Source organism: Caballeronia sordidicola, assembly GCF_000729995.1.
GTDB lineage: Bacteria > Pseudomonadota > Gammaproteobacteria > Burkholderiales > Burkholderiaceae > Caballeronia > Caballeronia sordidicola_A.
The window spans coordinates 23,995-48,097 of record NZ_JNFG01000202.1 but is presented as its reverse complement, the minus strand read 5'-3'; the positions used below and the strand labels follow the sequence as shown (position 1 = coordinate 48,097).

Here is a 24,103-nt window from a genome sequence, read left to right as displayed (position 1 = left end):
AACAGAAGGAGCGAACCAGCAATGAAAGTCCTGCTCATCGGCGCGCACGGCCGCACCGGTCGCCACATTGCCCGGCAAATACGCGCCGAATCCCTCCCCTTCAAGGTCTTGCTGCGCAAATCCGCGCACCGCGGTGAGTTTGCCGCACTTGGCGCCGAGATCGTACTCGGCGACCTGACAAACGATTTCTCCCACACCTTCGATGACATCACGCACGTCATCTACGCCGCGGGATCAGCGGAAAACGAAGGCGTCAACGAAGAACGCGCAATCGATCGCGACGCTGTCCAACGCACCGCCGACTACGCAAAACGCCGCCGGACCAAACAACTGGTGGTCATCAGCGCAATCTCCGCCTACTGGCCGAAATCCAACCCGCTTGCGCTCAAGCACTACGCGAAAATGAAGCGCGAAGCCGACGACTATGTCCAGGCAAGCGGCGTCCCGTACGTGATCTTGCGACCAGGACCGCTCTCCGACGACATCGCCCGCGGCACAATCGCCCTCTCCACGCAACGCAGCGCAGATGCAGCACCCGTTTCACGCGAAGACGTCGCGCGCATCGCGGTGGCATGCATCAAACGCGATGTGCGTGACGAGGTGATCGGCTTTGTCGGCGGTGACGCGCGAATAGACGATGTGCTCGACGCCGTTCAGACAGCCCCGATCAGCCGATAACCCACGCCCGTTTCGGTGACGATATGCTCCGGTTGCGCGGCATCGCGCTCGAGTTTCTGCCGCAGGTGCGCCATGTAAATGCGCAGATAGTGGTGGCTTTCCACATGCGACGGCCCCCACACCTCGCGCAATAACTGGCGATGCGTCAACACGCGGCCGGCGTGCCGCACCAACGTTGAAAGCAGCCGGTATTCGATCGGCGTCAGATGCACGGGCGCGCCCGCACGCGTGACCTGGCGCAGACCGAGATCGATCACTACCTCGCCGAATTTCACCAAAGGCGATTCACTCGACGCCGCCTGGTTGCGGCGCCGCAAATGCGCCCGGATCCGCGCCATGAGTTCCGACACGCCAAACGGCTTGGTGAGGTAATCGTCGGCGCCCGCATCGAGCGCAGCGACTTTCTCCTCTTCCTGCGTGCGCGCCGACAACACGATCACCGGCAGCTCGGTCCAGCTTCGCAGTTCGCGGATTACATCGAGACCGTCGGTATCGGGCAAACCGAGATCGACGATGACCAGATCCGGCTTGCGCGTCGCCGCCTCCACCAGCCCCTGCTTGCCGGTTTCCGCCTCGTGCACGGTAATACCCTCAGCCTCGAGCGACGCGCGCACAAAGCGGCGAATCTGCTTTTCGTCCTCGATCAGCACAACAGTGAGATTAGGTTCGCTCATGGGGTTTGCGGTGCTATAGGGTCCGACGGGGGAGAATCGACGAAGTCCTGCTCGGCTTCATCGGAGAAACTGGGTACGGGTGGTGGTGCATCCACGGGCAAGGTAAACCAGAAGCGCGCGCCCAGGACTTTCGGGTCCGGAAGGCTCTCGTCCAGCCGGTTATTCGCGCCGATTGTACCGCCGTGCGCCTGCACGATCGCGCGGCAAATAGAGAGCCCGAGCCCAATGCCCGGCTTCGCCGACTCCTTCTCGCCGCGAGTGAATTTCTCGAACACGCGGTCCTCCATGTTCGCGGGCAAACCCGGGCCGTTATCGTCGATAGTGACACGTACGAATGGTTTGCCGTTCGCCTCTGTGCTTTCCGCGCCAATGACGAGCTTCGATCCGGGCGCCGTGTATTTCGCAGCGTTCTCGAGCAGGTTCGAAAAGAGCCGCTCCATCAGCACGGCATCGAGTTGGAGGAACGGCAGATCGGCGGGCAGACGAACTTCGACCGGGCGGCCGTTCAATACTCGCCGGCACGCCCGTAGCGCCGCGCCGACCGTCTCTTCAAGGAGCGACCATTGCCGGTTCAGCCGCAGACCGCCCGCCTGCAAGCGCGCCATGTCCAGCAAGTTCGTGACAATGCTGGTCATGCGCAGCGATTCATCATGGATCGCCGCGATCAATTCGGCATTGGCAGGCGAGCGGGTGTCCCCGCGCGCTTCCGCGAGCATGGACGCAAACCCGACGATGGTCGTAAGCGGCGTTCGCAAATCGTGCGAGATGGCGGACAGCAGCGAATTGCGCAGGCGCTCGGATTCCATGCTCACGAGCGCGTCGCGCGCAATCTCGACGTAATGCACCCGTTCGAGCGCCAGCGCGATCTGCGCGGCGAATGCATCGAGCATGCGCTTTTGTTCGGGGACATCGAGCTCGCCGGCGTTGCGCGTAACGACCGCGAGCACGCCGCGCGTGCGCATCGGCGCCTTGAGCGGCAGATAAAGCGCGGCGGCGGCAGGCAGCGTGTCCGTGCCGTGACCGGCCGGCTTCTGCTGGTCGTAGACCCATTGGCCAACATCGAGATCCAGCGCGCTTGCGTCGAGCAGCAGCGCGGCCACGGACGTATCCGATGGATCGAGTTTCTGGCGGACTTTGTCGCCGGAATCGGGGAGGAGCATCGCCACTTTCGCGCGAAAGACTTCGCTCACATGCCGCATGCCGATACCCACGATCTGCTCGACGCCAAGCGCCGCGCCGAGTTCACCAGCCATTGCATACATCGCGCCCGTGCGCCGCTCGCGCTTGGACGCAACGCGCGCCTCGCGTCGCAAACTCGATGTGAGATGGCTGATCACCAGCGACGTCAGCAGCATGCCGGCGAAAGTCAGCAGGTACTGGGTATCGGAGACGGACAGCGACAAGCGCGGCGGCACGAAGAAGAAGTCGAACGCCGCGACGCTCAGGAACGACAGCAGTACGCCCGGACCACGGCCAATACGCGCCGCCGCGTAAATCACGCCGATCAGATAAAACATCACGAGGTTCGTGAGATCGAAATGATCGCGGATCAGGCTTGCGAGCACCGTGATAACTGCGCAGATAGCGACGGCGTACGCGTAGCCCCGCGGCGCCGAGCGCTGCTCGCGCGCGGCGCTCAACGCGTCGTGCCAGTCGGGGGCGATCCCCTCTTCTTGCGACGACGATCCGTTCCGGTCACCCGAGTCGCTTGCATCGCTTCGATCGCTCTCCCGCGCTCGAATCAGCGTGAGATCGAGGTCGCCCGCGTGTTCCGCCAGCCGCTCGCCAAACGACCGATTTAACCATCGTGCGAAACCGCGATGTTTCGACGCGCCCGCCACCAGCTTCGACGCGTTGCGCGCCTGGGCATATCCGATCAACGTCGCGACTGCGTCCTCACCGGCCAGCGTCACCGTCTCGGCTCCCAGTTCAGCGGCGAGCTTGAGCGCGGCGAGCGTGCGTTCGCGGCGGGCATCGGACAGTTTCTGCAGCCGCGGCGTTTCGACATACACCGCGATCCAGTCCGAGCGCAGGCTTGCCGCGAGCCTTGCGGCCGCGCGCGCGAGCGTAGGCGCTTCCGGTCCCGGGCCAATGCACACTACCAGCCGGTCACGCGCCTGCCAGATCCTGTCGATAGAACGATCCGCGCGGTATTCGCGCATCTGGGCATCGACGCGATCCGCCGTGCGCCGCAGCGCCAGTTCACGCAACGCGATCAGGTTGCCCTTGCGAAAGAAATTGCGGACGGCATGTTCCGCCTGCTGCGGCATGTAGACCTTGCCGTGGCGAAGCCGCTCCAGCAGCTCTTCGGGCGGAAGATCGACCAGCGTCACTTCATCGGCCTGATCCAGCACACGATCCGGAACCGTCTCGAACACGCGGATCTGCGTGATCTGGCCAACGATGTCGTTCAGGCTTTCCAGATGCTGGACATTGACCGTGGTGTAAACGTCGATGCCCGCGTCCAGCAGTTCATGCACGTCCTGCCAGCGCTTCAGATGACGTGCGCCGGGCACGTTCGAATGCGCGAGTTCGTCGACGAGCACAAGCTGCGGGCGGCGCTCAAGCGCTGCGTCGAGGTTGAATTCCTGGAGCGAATGACCGCGGTACGTCATGTTCGCCAACGGCAGTTGTTCGAGGTCTTCCAGTAACGCGGCCGTTTCGCTTCTGCCATGCGTTTCCACTATGCCGATGACTACGTCGTCGCCCTGCTGCTTCCTGCTTCGCGCCGCCAGCAGCATGGCGTAGGTCTTGCCGACTCCCGCCGACGCGCCAAAGAATATCTTCAGCCGTCCGCGATGACGCTTCTCTTCCTCTCTTTGCAGTTTTCCGAGTAGCTCGTCTGGGTTTGGGCGGTTCATTTTTTAGCTTCTTGACGCAATCGCATCCGAGGCGAGGTTCGTTTTCTGTGTTTCAACATCAACATCCTGACTGGCGGCAGTTCCCGATATGACGAGCCTGTACGGTTCGCATCCCCTCTGCCGGGCATTTTCCCCAAATATTGAACGATGGCCCGAACATTAAGCGCGCCGACATAAAAGACGGGTCAAAGATCGGGATGCGCACGTAAAGAATGTGTAAATGGACGTGCGAAAGACCTTCGCACCAAGGCTTGGCTGCGGTGGTCTTACAGCGCGCATTTGAATAAAGCGGATCGCAAGATGGTCCCTCCGTTGCGTTATCCGTCGAATACTTTTTTCGCATTCATCGTCCTGCCCGCAATGGACGGCGCGGCAATGCAGACCGCCGCGTCCGCCCCTCTTCACGCTCTTATCAAGGCAGGAAAATAGTCGATCCCGTGGTTCGGCGCGCCTCCAGATCCTCGTGCGCCTTGGCCGCTTCGGCCAGCGGATACCGCTGCCGCACGCTCGTCTTGACCTGGCCTGTACTCAATACATCGAACAGTTCGCCTGTCATCTCCTCGAGATCACTGCGTTTGGCCATATAGCTGAACAACGTGGGCCGCGTGAAATACAACGAACCGCGTCCGGCGAACTCGGACGAATCGATGGGTGGCAACGGCCCCGATGTATTGCCGAAACTCACGAACAGGCCCAACGGTGCGAGGCAATCGAGCGATGCCGTATACGTGTCCTTGCCGATGGAATCGTAGACCACCGGGACGCCTGCGCCATTCGTGATCTCGCGCACCCGCTTCGTGAAGTCTTCACGGGTATAGACGATCGGATGATCACAGCCGTGCGCCTTCGCGAGCTCGGCCTTCTCGTCCGAGCCGACCGTACCAATCACCGTCGCGCCGAGCGCCTTCGCCCACTGGCACGCGAGCATGCCTACGCCGCCCGCTGCCGCGTGGATCAGGATCGTATCGCCGGCTTTCACGCGATACGTGCGTCGCAGCAGATATTGCGCGGTCAGGCCCTGCAACATCACCGACGCCGCATCCTCATACGCTATTGCATCGGGAAGGCGCACGACGTATTGCGCCGACATGACCCGCTCCTGCGCATACGCGCCCGGCGGCCGCGACGCGTAGGCCACCCGGTCGCCCACCTTGAAGCCTGTCACGCCCTCACCGACCGCTGTCACCTCGCCAGCCGCTTCCATGCCAAGTCCGGCCGGCAGCGGCATGGGATATAACCCTGTACGAAAGTACACGTCGATAAAGTTCAAGCCGACCGCATGATGTTTCACGCGAATCTCGCCCTTGCCCGGCTCGCCCACTTCGACGTCGACCCATTTCATCACTTCCGGGCCACCGGTTTTATCGAATCGAATTGCCTTTGTCACCCTTGTCTCCTTTTGCCGGCGTCAGCCGGTCACTATTCAGCGCGGCCTAAACCCGATCCAGGCGTAGCTTCAGATCATCGAGAATCATGCGTGCTGTCGCGAGATTCGTCGCGCACGCCACGTTGTGGACGTCGCACGCGCGCACCAGCGCATTGATGTCCGGCTCGTGCGGTTGCGGCGTCATGGGGTCGCGCAGGAAAACCACCACGTCGACCCGTCCCTCGGCCAGTTCAGCGCCAATCTGCAAATCGCCGCCGAACGGTCCGGAGAGCTTGCGCTCGACCTCCAGACCATGGGCCGCTGCAATCCGCGCACCGGTCGTGCCGGTCGCCACCAGCCGGCACTGCGCCAGCGTGGCCGCGAATTCACCAGCCAGCGCCACGATGTCATCTTTCTTCATGTCGTGCGCAATCAGCGCGACGCGTGGGTTCATCGAATGCCTCCGGGGTTTGATGGACTATGAAGTTTTATAGGATTCGACGATCAATACGTGCCCGGATAAGCACCGCCGTCGATCAGCAGGTTTTGCCCGGTAATGTAGCCGGCATGGACGCTGCACAAATACGCGCACGCCCGGCCGAACTCCTCCGACGTTCCGAAGCGGCCCGCCGGCAGCCGGCTCATGCGGCGCTTCTTGGCCTCTTCCACCGAGATGTTGTTCGCCTTCGCATCCGCCTCGAACGTGGTGACGAGCCGGTCGGTATCAAAGGAGCCCGGCAGCAGGTTGTTGATGGTGACGCCGGTCGCCGCGACCTTGCGCGACAAACCCGCGACAAAACCCGTCAACCCTGAACGCGCACCGTTCGACAGGCCCAGCACGTCGATAGGCGCCTTCACCGATGAGCTCGTGATATTCACGATACGTCCAAAGCCACGCTCGATCATGCCGTCGAGCGTCCGCTTGATGAGTTCGATCGGGGTCAGCATGTTCGAATCAAGCGCCTTGATCCAGTCGTCGCGCGAGAACTGCCTGAAATCCCCCGGCGGCGGACCGCCGGCATTGTTCACGAGGATGTCCGGCGCAGGACACGCGGCCAGCGCCGCGGCGTGGCCTTCGGCCGTGGTGATGTCGCACGCTACCGCCGTCACCGTCACGCCAAAGCTTGCACGAAGATGCTCGGCCGTGGCTTCGAGTGGTCCCACCGTGCGCGCCAGGATCACGAGATTGACGCCTTCGGCCGCCAGCGCCTCGGCGCAACCGCGTCCCAAACCCTTGCTGGCCGCGCACACGAGCGCCGTGCGCCCCTTGATTCCCATGTCCATTGCTGTCCCTTTCTGGTTGCCCGCGTTTAGTTGCCCGCGTTTGGTTGCCCACATCAAACCGGTGGAAACGATTAAAACCGGGTTATTGAAATCTTGTGCCAAATCCTGGTTCACCGTCCGTTTGTTGCGACCGCGTGATGCAATTCTAGAAGAATGAGGGATCGGACGTCGGCCGCGCAATAGACCGGACGACCTATCGGCCGCAATCTCCGCTTTTGGCGTGCCTAATTTGGGTAAACTGGCGTCATTGCTTGAGCCCAGCCATGCAAAACTTGCGCGGCTTCAGCACCGAACGAATTACCCGATTCACCCGAATCCACACTTAATGCCGCGGCAACCGCGCGAATTCCATGAAACAGGACAGCCGCTTTCCCAATCTCTTCATCCTTAACCACCCGCTGATTCAGCATAAGCTGACGCACATGCGGGACAAGGACACGTCCACGCGAACGTTTCGCGAGTTGCTGCGCGAGATCACGCTGCTGATGGGTTATGAAATCACCCGCAACCTGCCGCTGACCACGAAGCGTGTTGAAACGCCGCTGGTCACCGTCGACTCGCCCGTGATTGCAGGCAAGAAACTGGCTATCGTGCCGGTGCTGCGGGCCGGTATCGGCATGTCGGACGGGCTCCTGGACCTGATTCCGTCGGCGCGGGTCGGCCATATCGGCGTGTATCGCGCGGAGGATCACCGGCCGGTCGAATATCTCGTGCGCCTGCCGCCGGATCTGGAAGAGCGCGTGTTCATCCTGTGCGATCCAATGCTGGCAACCGGCTATTCGGCGGTCCATGCCGTGGATGTCATGAAACGGCGCAAGGTGCTTGGTGAAAACATCATCTTTGTAGCGCTGGTTGCGGCGCCAGAGGGCGTGAAGGTTTTCTCGGACGCCCACCCGGACGTGAAGCTGTATGTGGCCTCGCTCGACTCGCATTTGAACGAGCACGCGTATATCGTGCCGGGCTTGGGCGACGCCGGCGACCGGTTATTCGGTACGAAGAACTAGCCCGGAACCAAGCTCCAGCACGGGAGCATGCCACGACGTTCGCGCCGTCCGGGCAAGCCCGACGCCTGCTGAAGCGGCGCGCCATGATAAAATTCGGGTCCGCCAAATAAGCGGTTCGCGCATTGGGTTGGCTGACGGGACTAACCGACGGAAAAAGCTGGCGTCATTTGGCCAGCAGCAGGTTGTCGGCGGGTGTGTCAATTCGCGGAATTGTGGATTCGCGGATTGTCGGCAACCGGCCCGGTCCCGCAGAACAGCAAATACGGGGCGTGCGCGGTGCTACGCCATGCCATTTGCGCCCTGCAACCAGGCAGCGCGAACATAAAATGCCGGCCGGCGAGAAGCGCCTTTTCGGGATAGGGCGGCATCATTGACACACAGGCGTGCGAGAGAAGCTCGCGCGCGATGGAGAAAGGTATGGCGGGTCATTCAAAATGGGCCAACATCAAGCATAAGAAAGCGGCGACCGATGCCAAGCGTGGCAAGGTCTGGACGCGTCTTATCAAGGAAATTCAGGTCGCTGCCCGCATGGGCGGCGGAGAAATGGACACGAACCCGCGCCTGCGGCTCTCCGTCGAAAAAGCCTACGACGCCAACATGCCCAAGGACAACATCAACCGCGCGATCCAGCGCGGCGTGGGTGGTGTCGACGGCGCGACGTATGAAGAAATTCGCTACGAAGGCTACGGTATCGGCGGCGCGGCGATCATCGTGGACACCATGACGGACAACCGTACCCGGACCGTCGCGGAAGTCCGCCACGCGTTCTCGAAGTTCGGCGGCAACATGGGCACGGACGGCTCGGTGGCGTTCATGTTCGATCACGTCGGCCAGTTCCTGTTCGCTCCCGGCACGTCCGAAGACAAGCTGATGGAAGCAGCGCTCGAAGCCGGCGCAGACGATGTGGTGACCAATGACGACGGCAGTATTGAAGTGGTGTGCCCGGCCAACGATTTCCAGAAGGTGAAAGACGCGCTGGGAGCCGCAGGTTTCAAGGCCGAAGTGGCGGAAGTCATCATGAAACCGCAGACCGAAGTCGAGTTCACCGGCGAGGAAGCGTTGAAAATGCAGAAACTGCTCGACGCGCTGGAAAATCTGGACGACGTGCAAGAGGTGTACACCAACGCGGCCATCGACCAGGAATGATTGCCGGGTAAATGAGCAGCGCGTGAGCAGGCCGGCCACCGCGTAACACCGACCCGGCTTGCCTGAACGCCCGCGCAGCAACAATGTGCCGGCGGGACGCCGTACACGCCAGTGCGTGTCCCTGGCTCGATTGGTGCATAGGCAGCTGGTGTTGCTGTTGTGCTTTGGTCGTTTGTTTGAAGAGCGGGACCCGGACACGTCCACAGGCGAAAGCATTGGCCATGGATGAATGCCCCGCGGTCTCGCGCGATATGTGAAAGGCAGGCCGGCAGACCACGCCGGACATGCTCTCCGAAATATAGGCCTGAAATACAGGCTGGATAGTGTTGTTGAAGTGGGCCGAACCAGGCCGGGAGCCGCGTTTGACAGCCGGGAATCGAGTGACGCAGCCGCGTGATGGCGCGAAGCACTTCCCCGCGTCAATGCGCCCGCCGGGAATTCGGCAGACGACCGGCCAAGATCCGGCGCAGGCAAAGCAGATTTCCGCGGATCAGGCGCGGCAGACCCGTTTAAATCAGCTCGAATTGGTACAAATCGATTCGAACCGGTCTGCCCTCCTACCGCCATGAATTTCTTAAGATCTTCGAGGATTTAAATGAAGTTACTCGTCGTCGGTTCCGGCGGTCGCGAACATGCGCTCGCTTGGAAACTCGCGCAGTCGCCGCGCGTGCAAATGGTTTATGTCGCGCCGGGTAACGGCGGCACGGCTCAGGACGAGCGTCTGCTCAATGTCGACATCACCGATCCTGCCGCGCTCGCCGATTTCGCCGAGAAAGAGCAGATTGCGCTGACCGTGGTCGGCCCCGAAGGTCCGCTTGCGGCGGGTATCGTCAACCTGTTCCGCTCACGTGGCCTGAAGATTTTCGGCCCGACCAAGGAAGCGGCGCAGTTGGAAAGCTCGAAGGATTTCGCGAAGGCGTTCATGAAGCGCCACGCTATTCCGACGGCGGAGTACGAAACGTTCACGGACATCGCTGCTGCTCACGCGTATCTCGACACGAAAGGCGCGCCCATCGTCATCAAGGCCGACGGACTGGCTGCCGGCAAGGGCGTGGTCGTGGCAACGACGCTTGAAGAAGCCCACGCGGCCGTCGATTCCATGCTCGCCGACAACAAACTGGGCGACGCCGGTGCGCGCGTGGTGATCGAGGAATTCCTGGACGGCGAGGAAGCCAGCTTTATCGTGATGGTGGACGGCAAGCACGTGCTGGCACTGGCGTCGAGTCAGGATCACAAGCGCCTGCTTGACGGCGACAAGGGCCCGAACACCGGCGGCATGGGCGCGTATTCACCCGCGCCTATTGTCACGCCGCAATTGCACGCCCGCGTCATGCGCGAAATCATCCTGCCGACGGTACGTGGCATGGAGCAGGAAGGCATCCGCTACACCGGTTTCCTCTACGCCGGCCTGATGATCGACGCACACGGCAATCCGAAAACGCTCGAATTCAATTGCCGGATGGGCGATCCGGAAACCCAGCCGATCATGGCGCGCCTGAAGGGCGATTTCTCGAAGGTGGTGGAACTCGCGATTGCCGGGACGCTGGCGACGGCGGAGATCGAATGGGACCGGCGCACGGCCCTCGGCGTCGTGCTGGCCGCGCACAACTATCCGGACACGCCGCGCAAGGGTGACCGGATCAATGGCATTCCGCCGGAGACGCCGGAAGCCGTGACTTTCCACGCAGGCACCACGCTGGAAAACGAGAAGCTCAGCACGTCGGGGGGACGTGTGCTGTGCGTCGTGGGTTTGTCGGACTCGGTACGTGGCGCGCAGTCTGTCGTCTACGATACGATCAATCAAATCACGTTCGACGGCATGCAGTATCGGCGAGACATTGGTTATCGCGCACTGAACCGTAAAACGGCAGACCGGCAGAGCTGAAGCGGAACCGGAAGCGCAACCGGGGGCCGGTTCACGTGGCGCACGTAGCGCGAAACTTTAGCCAGACATGCAAAACGCAGCAAATTGAGCAACCCGCTGCCGGACCTTCGCGTCCGGCAGCGGGTTTTAGAAGGAACGCGCAGGGCCAGGCAACTTTGGGCTAAACCAGGGTTCACCCGCTCCGGGCTCTTTTCCCGCAAGCCGTAAAACAGTCGACGATGACCGCTCCAACCTACGACGTACAAGCTGTCCGCACTTATCTGACCGGTTTGCAAAAGCAGATCGCGCAGACGCTTGGCGCGTTCGACGGCAACGAATTCCTCATCGATTCCTGGCAGCGTGGCCCGGAAGAACGGTTGCGCGGGGGCGGCAGCACGCGGATTCTCGAAGGTGGCCAGTTTTTCGAACGTGGCGGCATCGGTTTCTCCGATGTAGCCGGCGACGCTTTGCCAGCCTCGGCGAGCGCCGCGCGTCCGCAACTTGCCGGGCGTGGTTTCGAGGCCATAGGCGTGTCGCTCGTCATGCATCCGCGCAATCCGCACTGCCCTACCGTGCACATGAACGTGCGTCTGCTGATCGCGACAAAAGCGGGCGAACCGCCGCTGTTCTGGTTCGGCGGCGGCATGGACCTCACGCCTTACTACGCCTATGAGGAAGACGCGCGGCATTTTCACGGCGTCTGCCGGGATGCGCTGGCACCCTTCGGCACGGATCTGTACCCGCGTTTCAAGAAATGGTGTGACGAATATTTTTATCTCAAGCATCGCAATGAAGCGCGTGGGATCGGCGGGATTTTCTTCGACGACGTCTCGGAACCCGGTTTCGACGAATCGTTCGCCATGGTGCGCAGCGTCGGCGACAGCTTCCTGGCCGCGTATCTGCCGGTCATCGAACGCCGGCGCGACACGCCTTACAGCGAAGCGCAGCGTGAATTCCAGACGTACCGGCGCGGCCGGTACGTGGAATTCAACCTCGTCTTCGACCGCGGCACCCTGTTCGGGCTGCAAAGCGGCGGCCGTACGGAATCCATCCTGATGTCGATGCCACCGGCCGTCTCGTGGCGCTACAACTGGAAACCGGAGCCTGGTACGCCCGAAGCTCGGCTTTACTCGGATTTCCTGGTGGCGCGAGAGTGGCTATAAAAGAACTACGAGAGCAGCACAAAGAAGCCGCAAGAAAGCTGCAGACTATGAGACCTGATCGCGGCCCCTGGTGCAATCTGTCCCCGAAGAGGATCGTCCACTGAAATCGAACCTCCCTTGCGCTCGACGCGTCGGTTTGCTGGGCGGCACGTTCGACCCGATTCACGACGCGCACCTAGCCCTTGCGCGCCGTTTCGCCGAGTTGCTCGACCTGACCGAACTCGTGCTGTTGCCGGCCGGCCAGCCGTGGCAGAAAAAGGATGTAACCGCGGCGCATCACCGGCTTGCCATGACCCGCGCGGCGGCCGATTCTCTGCATGCGGAAGGCTTGCAAGTCATCGTCGCCACCGATGAAATCGATCACGACGGCCCGACCTATACCGTGGAGACGCTGGCTCGCTGGCGCGCGCGCGAAGGTCCGGACGCGTCGCTGTCGCTTTTGATCGGCGCCGACCAGCTCGTGCACCTGGATTCATGGCGCGACTGGAAACGCCTGTTTGAATTTGCGCACGTGTGCGTGGAAACCCGCGCAGGATTTGACGTCTCAACGGTTTCTCCCGCGGTGGCCGAGGAAATTGTCACGCGCAGCGCCCCGGCTGAAGTGCTCCAGGCCACGCCGCACGGTCATCTGCTGATCGATTCGGCGCTGGAGCTGGAAGTGTCCGCTACGGAAATCCGCGAGCAGTTGGGCGAACGGCTACGAGCGCACGCGGCGGGTGAGATAGACGCCGAGAGTCATGTACCGTCCGCCGTATGGGACTATATTGTTCATCACCACTTGTATCATCGGTAAAACCATCGGTAAAAATATGGAAATCACAAAGCTTCAACGCGCGATCATCGACGGTCTCGAAGACGTCAAGGCGCAGGACATCAAGGTGTTCAACACCACCCACCTGACCGCCCTCTTCGACCGTGTCATCGTCGCGAGCGGCACGTCGAATCGTCAGACCAAGGCGCTCGCCAACAGCGTGCGCGACAAGGTCAAGGGGCTGGGCGGCGACGTCATCAGCACCGAAGGCGAAGAGGTTGGCGAGTGGGTGCTGGTCGATTGCGGCGACGCGGTCGTCCATATCCTGCAACCGGCGCTGCGCCAGTACTACAACCTCGAAGAGGTCTGGGGCGACAAACCCGTGCGCGTCAAGCTGCAAAGCTCGGGTGGCTTCAGTGGCGCACAAGTGAGCGCGCCGGACGACGAAGACGACGAGCCCGCCGCCAAGCCGGCTCGCAAGACCACGCGCCGCTGAGACTGGCCGAACGCGAACGTCGCGCTGTCACGGCACGGGCGTAGCGCGGGCGTAACGGGACGCAAAGCGGGAACCAAAGCGCGGTCCAAGCGCGTTGCCATGTCGCCATGAAACTTCATATCCTTGCGGTCGGCCACAAGATGCCTGACTGGATTGCGACCGGCTTCGACGAGTATGCGAAGCGCATGCCGCCAGAGCTGCGTATCGAGTTGCGCGAGATCAAGCCCGAACAGCGTTCATCGGGACGTAACGCCGAGAGCGTGATGGCCGCCGAACGCCTGCGAATCGAGTCGGCGTTGCCCAAGAATGCGCGGGTCGTCGCGCTCGACGAACGCGGCCGTGACTGGACCACCATGCAACTCGCCGGCGCATTGCCGGACTGGCAGCAGGAAGGCCGCGATGTGGCGTTCGTGATCGGCGGAGCCGACGGTCTCGACCCGCAGGTCAAGGCGCGCGCCGAAGTCCTGCTGCGTGTTTCAAGTCTCACGCTGCCGCACGGCATGGTCCGCGTGCTGCTGGCCGAACAGCTTTATCGCGCGTGGAGCATCACGCAGAACCATCCCTATCATCGCGCTTGAAGTGAGAGGCGGCGCATCGGGCGTTGAACGAGCGCGCTTGGAGCTTGCCGGCGCGTGACCTTCAATATCCGCGAACATGCCATCGTCCAATTTCCCTTTTGTTTACCTCGCGTCGCAAAGTCCCCGGCGGCAAGAACTGTTGCAGCAACTCGGCGTTCGCTTCGAGTTGCTGCTGCCGCGTCCCGATGAAGACGCTGAAGCGCTCGAAGCCGAGTTGCCCGGCGAGGCGGCGGACGCCTATGTCCTGCGTGTTTGCGCAGCAAAGGCGCAAGCGGCCTACGCACGCTGCGTAAAAGGCGCGCATCGTGCCGCCCCCATCCTGGTTGCCGATACGACCGTCACGCTTGATGGCGCGATCATGGGCAAGCCCGACAACGCGGACCATGCCGTCGCGATGCTCGAACGGCTATCCGGGCGCGATCATGAGGTGCTGACAGCGCTTGCCGTCGTCGATGCCGACGGCGTTCTGCTCCCGCCTGTTCTGTCGCGTTCGCTTGTGCAGTTCGCCGCTGTCGAACGTGCTGCACTGCAGCGTTACGCGGCCACCGGCGAACCGCTCGGAAAGGCCGGTGCATATGGCGTTCAGGGACGTGCCGCGGCGTTTATCGAACGAATCGAAGGGTCCTATTCGGGTATCATGGGCCTGCCTCTTTTCGAAACAGCAGCACTCCTGCGCGTGGCGCGCGTCGACTTCTAAACAGTCCATGAACGAAGAAATCCTGATCAACGTCACACCGCAGGAAACCCGCGTTGCCCTCGTTCAGCAAGGCGCGGTGCAAGAGCTTCACGTCGAGCGCACGTTGTCGCGCGGACGGGTCGGCAATGTCTATCTCGGCAAGGTCGTGCGCGTGCTGCCCGGCATGCAGTCGGCCTTTATAGATATCGGGCTAGAGCGCGCAGCGTTCCTGCACGTAGCGGATATCTGGCATCCCCGTATTGCAGGCGAAACGCATTCGAACGCACCGCACACGCCTATCGAGAAGATCGTGTTCGAAGGACAGGCGCTGATGGTGCAGGTTGTCAAGGATCCTATCGGCACGAAGGGTGCACGGCTGTCCACGCAGGTGAGTATCGCGGGGCGAACGCTGGTTTATCTGCCGCAGGAACCGCATATTGGGATCTCGCAGAAGATTGCCAGCGAGGCCGAACGCGAGGCTATCCGGGCACGGCTCACGGCCGTTCTTCCTGTCGATGAAAAAGGCGGGTACATCGTCCGGACGATTGCGGAAGATGCATCGAGTGAAGAACTGGCGGCCGACGTCGCTTATTTGCGCAAGACGTGGACGGCGATTGTCGCGCAAGCGCAGCGCGTGGCGCCGACCTCCCTGCTACATCAGGATCTCAATCTTGCCCAGCGAGTATTACGCGATTTCGTCAACGACGAGACTTCGCGTATTCAGGTCGATTCGCGCGAGACTTACCAGATGTTGGCTGACTTCGCGATCGAGTTCACGCCGGCTGTGGCTTCGCGCGTGCATCACTACGCGGGCGAGCGGCCGCTGTACGACCTGTACAACATTGAAGCCGAGATTCAGCGAGCGTTGTCACGCCGGGTCGACTTGAAGTCAGGCGGTTATCTGATGATCGACCAGACCGAGGCAATGACCACCATCGACGTGAATACGGGCGGTTATGTAGGTGCCCGTAATTTCGACGATACGATCTTCAAAACCAATCTCGAAGCAGCGCACACCATTGCAAGGCAACTGCGGTTGAGGAATCTTGGCGGGATCATCATTATCGATTTCATCGATATGGAGAACGTCGAGCATCGCGATCAGGTGCTGGGCGAGTTGAAGAAAGCGTTGTCGCGGGATCGGACGCGGGTGACGGTCAACGGATTTTCGCAGTTAGGGCTGGTGGAAATGACACGCAAGCGTACGCGTGAGTCGCTCGCGCATGTGTTGTGCGAACCGTGCCCGACCTGCGATGGCAAAGGGCAGGTGAAGACGCCGCGCACGGTGTGTTACGACGTGCTGCGCGAGATCATGCGTGAGTCGCGGCAGTTCAATCCGCGTGAGTTTCGCGTGGTGGCGTCGCAGCAGGTTATCGATTTGTTTCTCGAAGAAGAGTCGCAACATCTGGCGATGCTGATGGACTTTATTGGGAAGCCGGTTTCACTGCAGGTTGAGTCGAATCTGAGTCAGGAGCAGTACGACATCGTTTTGATGTAGGAACTCGGCGGCACAAAAAACTACTGCTGCGCAAGGATATCCACAGGGACAGAGAGCGCCTTGGCTATAGCAGCCAGTTTTTTGAAGGTGCCGTTTCGCTTGCCACTTTCGATCTGGCTCAAATACGGCTTGCTAATGCCAGATGCTTCGCTCAATGCGTCCTGAGTGAGATTGCGATATTCGCGCCAGGCGCGTATCGGGTGTACGCCGGCCAACTCAGCATCAAGCACAACGGCTGGCACGTGGAAACCATCGTCGGCGGCTTTCGCTTGATCAAAAAGCGCTTCGTCATCGAGATCCTCGATCAACGGCGCGACGCGGTTCCAGATTTCGATAGGCACGATCGCGAATTCAGCACGACCGTCGCGCTCGATAAATTGAATGGCAGTCATTCGTAAGCCCCTCCTCGAGGTCTGACGGCAAGCACCAGGATCACCAGTTTGCCATCGTTGATTTCAAACAAAACACGCCAGTCACCAACACGTAACCGATAGCCATCGCGTCCGGTTAGCTTCTTCACATTGGTAGCCGAATACGGATCGTTCGCAAGCACCTTTATCTTCGCCTGGATCGTGGCAGCGACATTTCGCGCCATTGTTCTGAGTACCTTGGCGGCGTTTTGGTTGCGCCGCTGCTTCAGGCGCCTCCTCGGCGCACAGTTCCGCACCCACCTGCACTGCCCCAGGAACAAACGTAACTTCGTGCGACGTAACGCCGTAACAACGGTCGTAACGACGCCATGCGCATAAGCACCGCTCATCGTTTTCCGGCTACTTCCCGTCGCCCGCTACCGTTGTCAGTAAAGGGCCGATAGCGTTTCCCCGTAGCCCAGTGGAGTGTGGCACGACTCATGCTGAAAGCCCTATAAGCCGGGCATTGACCAGTGCAACGGCGAAGCGGCTCTTCTTCAACATGCCAGACCAGAGCCGGATGTTACTGAAGCACCAAGCCGTGCCGGCTTCTATAACGCATAAAAAAGCGTTGAACCCGACGGCAAAAACCAGCGACCGTAAAAAAAGACGGCGCTACTGGGGAACACAATGAATCACCAGCTCATAGAAACCGATCTTGCGCATCTGGAACAGATAATCAACCGGATTGCATCCAGTCACGGGCTGTCCTTATCCTATTGGCGAAGCCGTGTTAATTCCGTATTGTCGATGAGCCTCATGCCGGCGCAACGCAAGCGCATAGGTCACATAGATGCCGTCATCTCGATGCTCGAGCAAGCGGCTTCGAGCAAGACTTCCCGATTCGGTTGATGACGCGTTGTGACTGGGCCAGCTTCGACAGGCCGCCCGAACAGCCTGTCGATGATCAGTTATCCAGCTTGACTCATTTCGACCACGATCGTCCCGCAACGGCATTGTCGAATATCACATTTGATAATAGTCCATGCTTTAAAAGCATAATCTCGTCATCGTCCAATATTAAATTACGTGTTCAGCAAGATCGCGATAAAACGCGATCTCAAAAGCCGCTCTTAATAATGCTGGACACAACTATTTTATATTTTTAATATCACTCCGCTGACGTTTGGTCGAACGCAACACAAAAGCCCATCGTCGCAATCTTCAAAGCTCGCTTATCCGACGCAACGGTCTCAGCACAACGATCGCCACGCAAGATTGGCGTAATCCCGGATCAACTATCACTCGCGGATCCCCGCGGGAATGCCGCGGCATCCCGGCCGCGACTGCCCCCGATGAAGATCGGCAAATCCCGGTAGCCTTCAATCAACCTCCTTGAATCGCGAGGACTTGCGTGCCGTCTTTTTTCATCGATCGTCCTGTCTTTGCGTGGATTGTTGCCCTGGCCATTTTTGTGGCAGGTGCACTGGTCACGCCCTTCCTGCCTGTCTCGCAGTATCCGCGGCTGACACCGCCACGCATTGTGATTGCTGCGATGTACCCGGGCGCATCGCCGGAAAGCGTGGACAACACCGTCGCGAGCGTGATCGAAGAAAGCCTGGACGGCGCCGAAGGCTTGCAATACTACGAAACTACCAGCGACAGCCTGGGCGAACTCGAGATCGCCGCCACGTTTTCGGCGGGCACGAACCCGGACATCGCCATGGTCGATGTCCAGAACCGGATGAAGCAGATCGAGTCGCGGCTGCCGCAGCAAGTCGTGCAGCAAGGGATCACCGTCTTCAAGTCGACCGGCACGTTCCTGATGCTCGTCGCGCTCACGTCCACCGACGACCATCGCGATTCCGTGGAACTGAGCGACTACGTCAATCGCTACATGCTGCGCGACTTGAAGCGTGCGCCGGGCGTCGGCTCAGCCGAATTGTGGGATGCCGGAGAAGCGTTGCGGGTCTGGATCGATCCGATGAAGCTGCGCGAATTCAACCTGGCCGCCGCCGATGTGACTCAAGCCATCGCGGCGCAAAACGCGACGGTCACCGCCGGCACGCTCGGCGACGTGCCCTTTGTCACCGGTCAACAACTGACGGCATCGGTCACGGTCAGGGGGCAGTTGGTCTCGCCGGCCGAATTCGGCGAGATCGTGCTGAAGGCGCGCGCGGATGGATCGGCCGTTCGGCTGAAGGATGTCGCGCGGGTGGAGGTGGGCCGCGACAGCTACGCGTCGTTTTCGCGGCTGAACGGCAAGCCGGCGGCAACCGTCGGTATCCGGCTCTCGCCGCAAGGCAACGCGATGGAAACCTCCGCCGCGATCCGCGCGAAGCTTGCGGAACTGTCGCGCAGCCTGCCGCCGGGCGTGGCCGTGGAGATCCCGGCCGACAGCGCCAAGTTCGTCCACGTCGCGCTGCACGAAGTGGCGCTGACGCTGTTCGAAGCGGTGCTGCTGGTGTTCCTGGTCATGTGGCTATTCCTGCGCGACTTGCGTTATGCACTGGTGCCCACCGTGGTCATTCCGGTTGCATTGACCGGCGCGCTGCTTGCGCTTTATGTGCTCGGCATGTCGATCAACGTGTTCACCATGTTCGCGATGGTGCTGGCGATCGGGATCCTGGTCGACGACGCCATTGTCGTGGTCGAGAACGTCGATCGCGTGATGCGTGAAGAGGGTCTTGCGCCACGCGCGGCCACCCGCCGGGCGATGCAGCAGATGGGCAGCGCGATCGTCGGTATTACTGCAGTGCTGACTGCCGTGTTCGTGCCGATGGCGTTTTTCCCCGGCAGTGTCGGCGGGATTTACCGGCAGTTCACGGTCGCGATGATCGCGTCGATTCTCGTGTCCGCATTCACCGCCCTTTCACTGACGCCGGCGCTATGCGCGAACCTGCTGAAGGCGCCGCCGCGAAGCGCCTTGCGCCGTGGTTTACACGATTCACGCGGCTCACACGAAGCCGGTAGCCGTTCGTTCGGCTTCACAGCGGCCTTCGACTGGACCTCGCGGGGATATCGCGGGCTGGTCGCGCGCGTCCTGCGCCGCGCGGGTCCCATGTTCGTGGTGTATCTCGTGCTAGCCGGCGCGTGCGCGGCGCTTTACCTGCATATGCCGGGTGGCTTCTTGCCCCAGGAAGACCAGGCGCAGCTTCAGGTGATGGTGCAGTTGCCGGCGGGCGCCACGCAGGCGCGCACGCTCGCGGTCGTCGAACAGGCGGAAGCGATCCTGAAACGCGAACCGGCGGTGGCGAACGTGACGAGCGTGGTCGGCTGGAGTTTCCAGGGCAGCGGCCAGAACGTGGCGATGTGTTTCGTCGATTTGAAGGAGTGGTCAGCGCGCAATACCGACGCCGCCACGCTGCGCGACACGCTGAACCGCTCGTTCTCGAAGATCATGGACGGCGACGTGGCTGCCCAGATGCCGCCATCGGTGCCCGGCATGGGCCATTCGGAAGGGTTTGTGATGCGTCTGGAAGATCGCGGCGGCATCGGTATCGCAGCACTGACCGCCGCGCGCGAACAGCTCTTCGAGCAGGCTCGCAACAATCCCGCTTTCGCCGATGTGCACTCGGAAGCGTTGCCGGATGCGCCGCGCATCGTGCTGGATGTCGATCGCGCGAAGGCTTATGCGCTGGGCGTCTCGTTCGACAAGATCGGCGACGCGCTCGGGAACACCTTCGGCTCGTCGTATATCGACGACTTCCCTTCGGGCGGCCGCATGCGCCGCGTGATGGTCGCCGCCGACGCGTCGTCGCGCATGACCGAAGACAGTCTCATGAACCTATCGGTGCGTAACGCCGCGGGGCAGATGGTGCCGTTATCGTCCGTAGCGTCGCTGCACTGGACGACCGGACCGACGGTCCTCACGCGCTACAACGGTTCGCCTTCGCTCGATGTCAGCGGCCGTCCCGCCAACGGCACGAGTTCCGGTGCGGCGATGGCCGCGATGGAGCGGCTCGCGCAAGCGCTGCCGGTGGGCGTGGGTTACGACTGGACCGATACGGCGCTTGAAGAGACGCGCGCCGCCCGCCTCACGCCGATACTCATTGGCTTGTCGCTACTGGCCGTGTTCATGGCGCTCGCGGCGCTTTACGAGAGCTGGACCATCCCGCTCGCGGTGCTGACCATCGTGCCGCTGGGCGTGATCGGCGCAGTGATCGCGATGCTTCTGCGCGGCATGCCCAACGATGTCTACTTCAAAGTCGGCATGATCACGGTGATCGGGTTATCGGCGAAAAACGCGATCCTGATCGTGCAGTTCGCGCGCACGCTTTACGCCGATGGCGCGCCGTTGAAGGACGCCATTGTCGCGGCGGCGAGTGCGCGTTTCCGGCCGATCGTGATGACATCGGCGGCGTTTTTGCTGGGCGTCGTGCCGTTGCTCGTGTCGAGCGGCGCCGGGGCGGAGAGCCGGCGGTCGATCGGGACCGGCGTATTCGGCGGTGCGATTACGGCGACCGTGCTCGGGCTCGTGTTCACGCCGCTGGCGTTTTATATCGTCGTGTCGGGGCAGCGGTTTATTCAAGACCGGGTGAAGTCGATGACACGGGAGAAGGCCACGGCAAACGTCGTCGAGTCCGAGGCGCCGCGTGGCGACGTTCAAGGCCCGCAGGAAGGATAGCGAGAGGCTGTAGATTCGCGCGCGGCGCAGCCTCCCCGTTCCACCGATCCGATTCCCCTATCATGGCGACATCTCGCGTGCTTTCACGCGTGTCGGGAGGCAGTTCATGCAATTTCCAGCGGGATCGGTCCAGGCACTCAGTTCGGCCGCATCGACGGTGTTTTCCATCGGCATCGTGTTCCTCGGTTACTGGGGTATCCACGAGGGCTCGCATTGGCGCTCCGGCGATATCTCCGTCGCCTTGCTGGCACTCGCCGGTTTCGCGTGCCTCGGTTTAGTGCCCTGGCTCGCCACGTCTCCAACAAAACGCCCCGACGATGAATTCCGCCTGCACGTCGCCCGTCATGCGTTTCTGGGTGGCGTAGGTGCGCTGTGGCTGGCGATTGTCGTGTCTGTGTTCACGCAATGAGGATCGCTCGCGTCATGGTTTCCTTAGTGCTTCCTGTTCCCTTCCCCGGACCCCTTTCGTCATGAAGTCATGAAGATACGAGCAGGTGTTGTCGTTGAGCTCGCAGTCAATCTTGTCCTGCCGTGGCTTGCGTATCGGCTCGCGTTGCCGCATTGGGGCGAACTCGGCGCGCTCTACGCATCGGCGGTACCGCCTGTCGCGTGGAGTCTCGTGGAGTTCGCGAGAACCCGTCGCGTCGATGCCCTTAGTATTGTGGTCCTGCTCGGGATCGCGCTGTCCATCGTACTGATGGCGCTCGGCGGCAGTCCACGGCTGCTGTTGATGCGTGAATCGATGGCCTCGGGTGCTGTCGGCGTCGTGTTCTTGTTGTCCCTCGCGATGCAGCGTCCGCTCACCTTTTATCTCGCGCGTGCAACGGTCGCGCGTAAGGAAGAAGGCGGCGCGGCACGCTTCGAAGGGATGTGGAATGAGCGGCCTGGCCTGCGTCGGTCGGTTCGCCTAATGACTGCTGTGTGGGGCCTCGGCCTGACGGGCGAAAATGCGCTGCGAAGCTGGCTGGCGTGGCACTGGCCGGTCGAGCGATTCCTAGTGGTTTCGCCGTTCATCGGATATGCCATCTATGGCGCGCTCACCGTGTGGACGTTTATGTATCGCAAGAAGATGCAGAGGCGCGCTACGGCTGCGCCTACAGCGGCCGTTGGTCCATAACACCAAGAGGTTGCCTCAGCCTGCTGGGCTGCATAAACGCGATGGCCGGTTCGCAAGCCCGCCGATCGTCGCGTTGCCTTCCATCCTTGGCTCCACAGAAACACGATCCACCGCACAGCACACAACGGGCTCCTCCACGCTCCCCAAAACAAAAACGCGCCCCCGGCCGTTCCGGCCAGGGGCGCGCATCGATTAAATCGAAATAGCTTCAGGCTGCCTGCTGCTGATACTGGATCCGGTGAAGGTTCGCGTACAGCCCGTTCTGGCGCAACAATTCGGCGTGGCTGCCGTGCTCGGCGATTTTTCCGGCGTCCATCACCAGGATCCGGTCGGCCCGTTCAATGGTCGAAAGGCGGTGCGCAATCACCAGCGTCGTGCGCCCCTTCATCAACGTTTCCAAGGCTTGCTGCACGTGCCGTTCGGACTCGGAATCGAGCGCGGATGTGGCTTCGTCGAGAATGAGAATAGGCGCGTCCTTGTAGATCGCCCGCGCAATGGCCAGCCGTTGCCGCTGCCCGCCCGACAGGCGCATGCCATTGCCGCCCACGCGCGTGTCCACGCCCTCGGGCATGGCCGCGACGACATCGGCGAGATTCGCTGCAGCCAGCGCCGCCATCACCCGCTCACGATCCGGCGTCTGGCCGTACGCGACGTTGGCCGCGATCGTGTCGTTGAAGAGCACCACGTCCTGGCTCACCATCGCCATTTGTCCGCGCAGATCGTGCAGGCTGTACTCCTGCAGTGGCACGCCGTCGACCAGCACCGCGCCGCTGGCAGGATCGAAGAAACGCGGCAACAGGTTGACCAGCGTGGTCTTGCCGCTTCCCGACGCACCGGCCAGCGCCACCATTTCGCCGGGGGCGATCTTGAACGAGATCGCATCGAGCGTTGGCGTTCCGGTCGTTCCATAACTGAACGACACCTCGCGGAACTCCACCTCGCCGCTGGCGCGCTCGAGCGGCCGGCCGCCGCCTTCGGGCTCGACGGGTTCATCGATCAGACCGAAGATCAGTTCCGCCGCCGTCATGCCGCGCTGCATCGGCTGGTTGATATCGATCAGGTGCTTGAGCGGCGAGATCACCAGCAGCATGGACGTGACGAACGCCACGAAACCGCCGACGGTCGTCTGGTCGTTGGCCGACTGCACCACGGCGATGGTGATCACGATGGCCAGTGCAATCGATGCCAAAAACTGCGTGAGCGGCTGCGCGAGACCGCCGGACACCGTCATGCGCATCTGGTAACCGCGCAGGCGATTGCTCATCTCGGTGAAACGGTCGTTTTCGTAGCGCTGGCCGTTGTGAACCTTGACGACCTTGTAACCGCCAACGGTCTCTTCCACGATGTACGACAGTTCGTTCGTCAGCAACTGCGACTCGCGATTGAGCCGCCGGAGCCGTCGGTTGATCTTGCTCACCAGCCAGCCGATAGCCGGCAGGATCACCGCAATCACCAGCGTCAGGCGCCAGTTGAGGATGAACAGGTAGCCCAGCAAGAATATGACGGTCAGCGAATCGCGCACGAGTGTGACGACCACGCTCTGGAGCACGTTGAGGATCTGGTTCACCTCGAACACGATCGCATTGATGATCGTACTGGCTGTTTCCCGCTGGAAGAAACCGGCGCTGGTGTGAATCATGCGGTCGAACATCTTCAGGCGCAGCTGCAGCAGGATCTTGTTCGTGACATAGGAGAGCAAGTAGCCCGACGCGTATTGCGCGCCGCCCCGCACGACCGCGAGCCCCACCACGGCGGCCGGCACGATCCACTTGGCGTCCGAGCTGCCTTTCGCGCCAAAGCCGTGATCAAGCAACGGCTTGAGCAGCATGGGAATGCCCGCCTCGCTTGCGGCGACGAAACCCATGGCGATAAGGCCGAGCGCAACAATCCAGATCAGGGGCCGGATGTACGGCCAGAGCCGGTTCATCACGGCGGACGGGGACGTGGTCTCCCCGCTGCCGATCGTCTTG

At 61.6% G+C, this 24,103-nt stretch carries 21 protein-coding genes; 13 read left to right on the top strand and 8 right to left on the bottom strand.

All coding sequences use genetic code 11. The annotated features are described in order from the left end of the window. Positions 1-21: 21 nt before the first annotated feature. Positions 22-678: an SDR family oxidoreductase gene (locus tag FH08_RS0140525; protein WP_031363824.1), complete on the top strand. Its 657-nt coding sequence runs from the start codon at positions 22-24 to the stop codon at positions 676-678. Here FH08_RS0140525 and kdpE read toward each other — a convergent pair. From kdpE to FH08_RS0140500, 5 genes are all read right to left on the bottom strand, one after another. Further along, positions 654-1,352 (bottom strand): two-component system response regulator KdpE, encoded by a 699-nt coding sequence (kdpE, locus tag FH08_RS0140520; RefSeq protein ID WP_031363823.1) that lies wholly within the window; start codon positions 1,350-1,352, stop codon positions 654-656. The genes FH08_RS0140525 and kdpE overlap by 25 nt on opposite strands. Then, on the bottom strand, positions 1,349-4,213 hold the full coding sequence (locus FH08_RS0140515; RefSeq protein WP_031363822.1) for a sensor histidine kinase: 2,865 nt from the start codon (positions 4,211-4,213) through the stop codon (positions 1,349-1,351). The genes kdpE and FH08_RS0140515 overlap by 4 nt, the downstream gene beginning before the upstream one ends. Positions 4,214-4,625: 412 nt before the next feature. Then, positions 4,626-5,600 (bottom strand): quinone oxidoreductase family protein, encoded by a 975-nt coding sequence (locus FH08_RS0140510; RefSeq protein ID WP_031363821.1) that lies wholly within the window; start codon positions 5,598-5,600, stop codon positions 4,626-4,628. A gap of 46 nt (positions 5,601-5,646) precedes the next feature. Next, a complete protein-coding gene (locus FH08_RS0140505; RefSeq protein WP_031363820.1) occupies positions 5,647-6,033 on the bottom strand; it encodes a methylglyoxal synthase in 387 nt (128 codons plus the stop codon). A gap of 50 nt (positions 6,034-6,083) precedes the next feature. Then, entirely contained in the window at positions 6,084-6,863 is a 780-nt protein-coding gene (locus tag FH08_RS0140500; protein WP_031363819.1) for an SDR family oxidoreductase, read from the bottom strand. A 350-nt stretch (positions 6,864-7,213) separates the two neighbouring features. On the opposite strand from FH08_RS0140500, the gene upp reads away from it, so the two are divergent. From upp to rng, 9 genes are all read left to right on the top strand, one after another. Beyond that, on the top strand, positions 7,214-7,867 hold the full coding sequence (upp, locus tag FH08_RS0140495) for a uracil phosphoribosyltransferase (RefSeq protein WP_031363818.1): 654 nt from the start codon (positions 7,214-7,216) through the stop codon (positions 7,865-7,867). Between the two features lie 417 nt (positions 7,868-8,284). Next, the gene (locus tag FH08_RS0140485; protein WP_031363817.1) at positions 8,285-9,013 is read left to right on the top strand and encodes a YebC/PmpR family DNA-binding transcriptional regulator; all 729 of its coding nucleotides are present in this window, start codon (positions 8,285-8,287) and stop codon (positions 9,011-9,013) included. A gap of 595 nt (positions 9,014-9,608) precedes the next feature. Continuing rightward, positions 9,609-10,898 (top strand): phosphoribosylamine--glycine ligase, encoded by a 1,290-nt coding sequence (gene purD, locus FH08_RS0140480; RefSeq protein ID WP_031363816.1) that lies wholly within the window; start codon positions 9,609-9,611, stop codon positions 10,896-10,898. Between the two features lie 218 nt (positions 10,899-11,116). After that, positions 11,117-12,040: an oxygen-dependent coproporphyrinogen oxidase gene (gene hemF, locus FH08_RS0140475; protein WP_031363815.1), complete on the top strand. Its 924-nt coding sequence runs from the start codon at positions 11,117-11,119 to the stop codon at positions 12,038-12,040. Between the two features lie 67 nt (positions 12,041-12,107). Beyond that, positions 12,108-12,833 (top strand): nicotinate-nucleotide adenylyltransferase, encoded by a 726-nt coding sequence (locus FH08_RS0140470; RefSeq protein ID WP_081889747.1) that lies wholly within the window; start codon positions 12,108-12,110, stop codon positions 12,831-12,833. A 16-nt stretch (positions 12,834-12,849) separates the two neighbouring features. After that, complete coding sequence (gene rsfS, locus FH08_RS0140465; protein WP_031363813.1) at positions 12,850-13,287, top strand: ribosome silencing factor; 438 nt, start codon at positions 12,850-12,852, stop codon at positions 13,285-13,287. Positions 13,288-13,394: 107 nt separating this feature from the next. Further along, complete coding sequence (gene rlmH / locus FH08_RS0140460; RefSeq protein ID WP_031363812.1) at positions 13,395-13,865, top strand: 23S rRNA (pseudouridine(1915)-N(3))-methyltransferase RlmH; 471 nt, start codon at positions 13,395-13,397, stop codon at positions 13,863-13,865. Between the two features lie 76 nt (positions 13,866-13,941). Further along, positions 13,942-14,562: a Maf family protein gene (locus FH08_RS0140455; protein ID WP_031363811.1), complete on the top strand. Its 621-nt coding sequence runs from the start codon at positions 13,942-13,944 to the stop codon at positions 14,560-14,562. 7 nt (positions 14,563-14,569) lie between these two features. Continuing rightward, positions 14,570-16,039 carry a ribonuclease G gene (rng, locus tag FH08_RS0140450; RefSeq protein ID WP_031363810.1) on the top strand — a complete coding sequence of 490 codons (1,470 nt, stop codon included), beginning with the start codon at positions 14,570-14,572 and terminating at the stop codon, positions 16,037-16,039. A 20-nt stretch (positions 16,040-16,059) separates the two neighbouring features. Here the strand turns inward: rng and FH08_RS0140445 are convergent, their stop codons facing one another. After that, the gene (locus tag FH08_RS0140445; RefSeq protein WP_031363809.1) at positions 16,060-16,431 is read right to left on the bottom strand and encodes a helix-turn-helix domain-containing protein; all 372 of its coding nucleotides are present in this window, start codon (positions 16,429-16,431) and stop codon (positions 16,060-16,062) included. Next, complete coding sequence (locus tag FH08_RS53800; RefSeq protein WP_235210659.1) at positions 16,428-16,799, bottom strand: type II toxin-antitoxin system RelE family toxin; 372 nt, start codon at positions 16,797-16,799, stop codon at positions 16,428-16,430. The genes FH08_RS0140445 and FH08_RS53800 overlap by 4 nt, the downstream gene beginning before the upstream one ends. A 1,004-nt stretch (positions 16,800-17,803) precedes the next feature. Between FH08_RS53800 and FH08_RS0140435 the strand changes: the two genes are divergently transcribed. The 3 genes from FH08_RS0140435 (at position 17,804) to FH08_RS0140425 (ending at position 22,133) form a co-directional block, all read left to right on the top strand. After that, positions 17,804-21,016, top strand: coding sequence for a multidrug efflux RND transporter permease subunit (locus FH08_RS0140435; protein ID WP_031363807.1), 3,213 nt, complete (start codon positions 17,804-17,806; stop codon positions 21,014-21,016). Between the two features lie 106 nt (positions 21,017-21,122). After that, on the top strand, positions 21,123-21,425 hold the full coding sequence (locus tag FH08_RS0140430; protein ID WP_031363806.1) for a hypothetical protein: 303 nt from the start codon (positions 21,123-21,125) through the stop codon (positions 21,423-21,425). Positions 21,426-21,494: 69 nt separating this feature from the next. Next, the gene (locus tag FH08_RS0140425) at positions 21,495-22,133 is read left to right on the top strand and encodes a VC0807 family protein (RefSeq protein WP_031363805.1); all 639 of its coding nucleotides are present in this window, start codon (positions 21,495-21,497) and stop codon (positions 22,131-22,133) included. A 208-nt stretch (positions 22,134-22,341) separates the two neighbouring features. On the opposite strand, the gene msbA is transcribed toward FH08_RS0140425, so the two are convergent. Then, complete coding sequence (gene msbA, locus FH08_RS0140420; RefSeq protein WP_200878866.1) at positions 22,342-24,060, bottom strand: lipid A export permease/ATP-binding protein MsbA; 1,719 nt, start codon at positions 24,058-24,060, stop codon at positions 22,342-22,344. Positions 24,061-24,103: the final 43 nt, after the last annotated feature.

Bases quoted from the DNA above. Each gene is read 5' to 3' on its own strand.
- FH08_RS0140525 (WP_031363824.1), top strand. From the start codon at position 22: ATGAAAGTCCTGCTCATCGGCGCGCACGGCCGCACCGGTCGCCACATT.
- kdpE (WP_031363823.1), bottom strand. From the start codon at position 1,352: ATGAGCGAACCTAATCTCACTGTTGTGCTGATCGAGGACGAAAAGCAG.
- FH08_RS0140515 (WP_031363822.1), bottom strand. From the start codon at position 4,213: ATGAACCGCCCAAACCCAGACGAGCTACTCGGAAAACTGCAAAGAGAG.
- FH08_RS0140505 (WP_031363820.1), bottom strand. From the start codon at position 6,033: ATGAACCCACGCGTCGCGCTGATTGCGCACGACATGAAGAAAGATGAC.
- FH08_RS0140500 (WP_031363819.1), bottom strand. From the start codon at position 6,863: ATGGACATGGGAATCAAGGGGCGCACGGCGCTCGTGTGCGCGGCCAGC.
- upp (WP_031363818.1), top strand. From the start codon at position 7,214: ATGAAACAGGACAGCCGCTTTCCCAATCTCTTCATCCTTAACCACCCG.
- FH08_RS0140485 (WP_031363817.1), top strand. From the start codon at position 8,285: ATGGCGGGTCATTCAAAATGGGCCAACATCAAGCATAAGAAAGCGGCG.
- purD (WP_031363816.1), top strand. From the start codon at position 9,609: ATGAAGTTACTCGTCGTCGGTTCCGGCGGTCGCGAACATGCGCTCGCT.
- hemF (WP_031363815.1), top strand. From the start codon at position 11,117: ATGACCGCTCCAACCTACGACGTACAAGCTGTCCGCACTTATCTGACC.
- rsfS (WP_031363813.1), top strand. From the start codon at position 12,850: ATGGAAATCACAAAGCTTCAACGCGCGATCATCGACGGTCTCGAAGAC.
- rlmH (WP_031363812.1), top strand. From the start codon at position 13,395: ATGAAACTTCATATCCTTGCGGTCGGCCACAAGATGCCTGACTGGATT.
- FH08_RS0140455 (WP_031363811.1), top strand. From the start codon at position 13,942: ATGCCATCGTCCAATTTCCCTTTTGTTTACCTCGCGTCGCAAAGTCCC.
- rng (WP_031363810.1), top strand. From the start codon at position 14,570: ATGAACGAAGAAATCCTGATCAACGTCACACCGCAGGAAACCCGCGTT.
- FH08_RS0140445 (WP_031363809.1), bottom strand. From the start codon at position 16,431: ATGACTGCCATTCAATTTATCGAGCGCGACGGTCGTGCTGAATTCGCG.
- FH08_RS53800 (WP_235210659.1), bottom strand. From the start codon at position 16,799: ATGAGCGGTGCTTATGCGCATGGCGTCGTTACGACCGTTGTTACGGCG.
- FH08_RS0140430 (WP_031363806.1), top strand. From the start codon at position 21,123: ATGCAATTTCCAGCGGGATCGGTCCAGGCACTCAGTTCGGCCGCATCG.
- FH08_RS0140425 (WP_031363805.1), top strand. From the start codon at position 21,495: ATGAAGATACGAGCAGGTGTTGTCGTTGAGCTCGCAGTCAATCTTGTC.
- msbA (WP_200878866.1), bottom strand. From the start codon at position 24,060: ATGAACCGGCTCTGGCCGTACATCCGGCCCCTGATCTGGATTGTTGCG.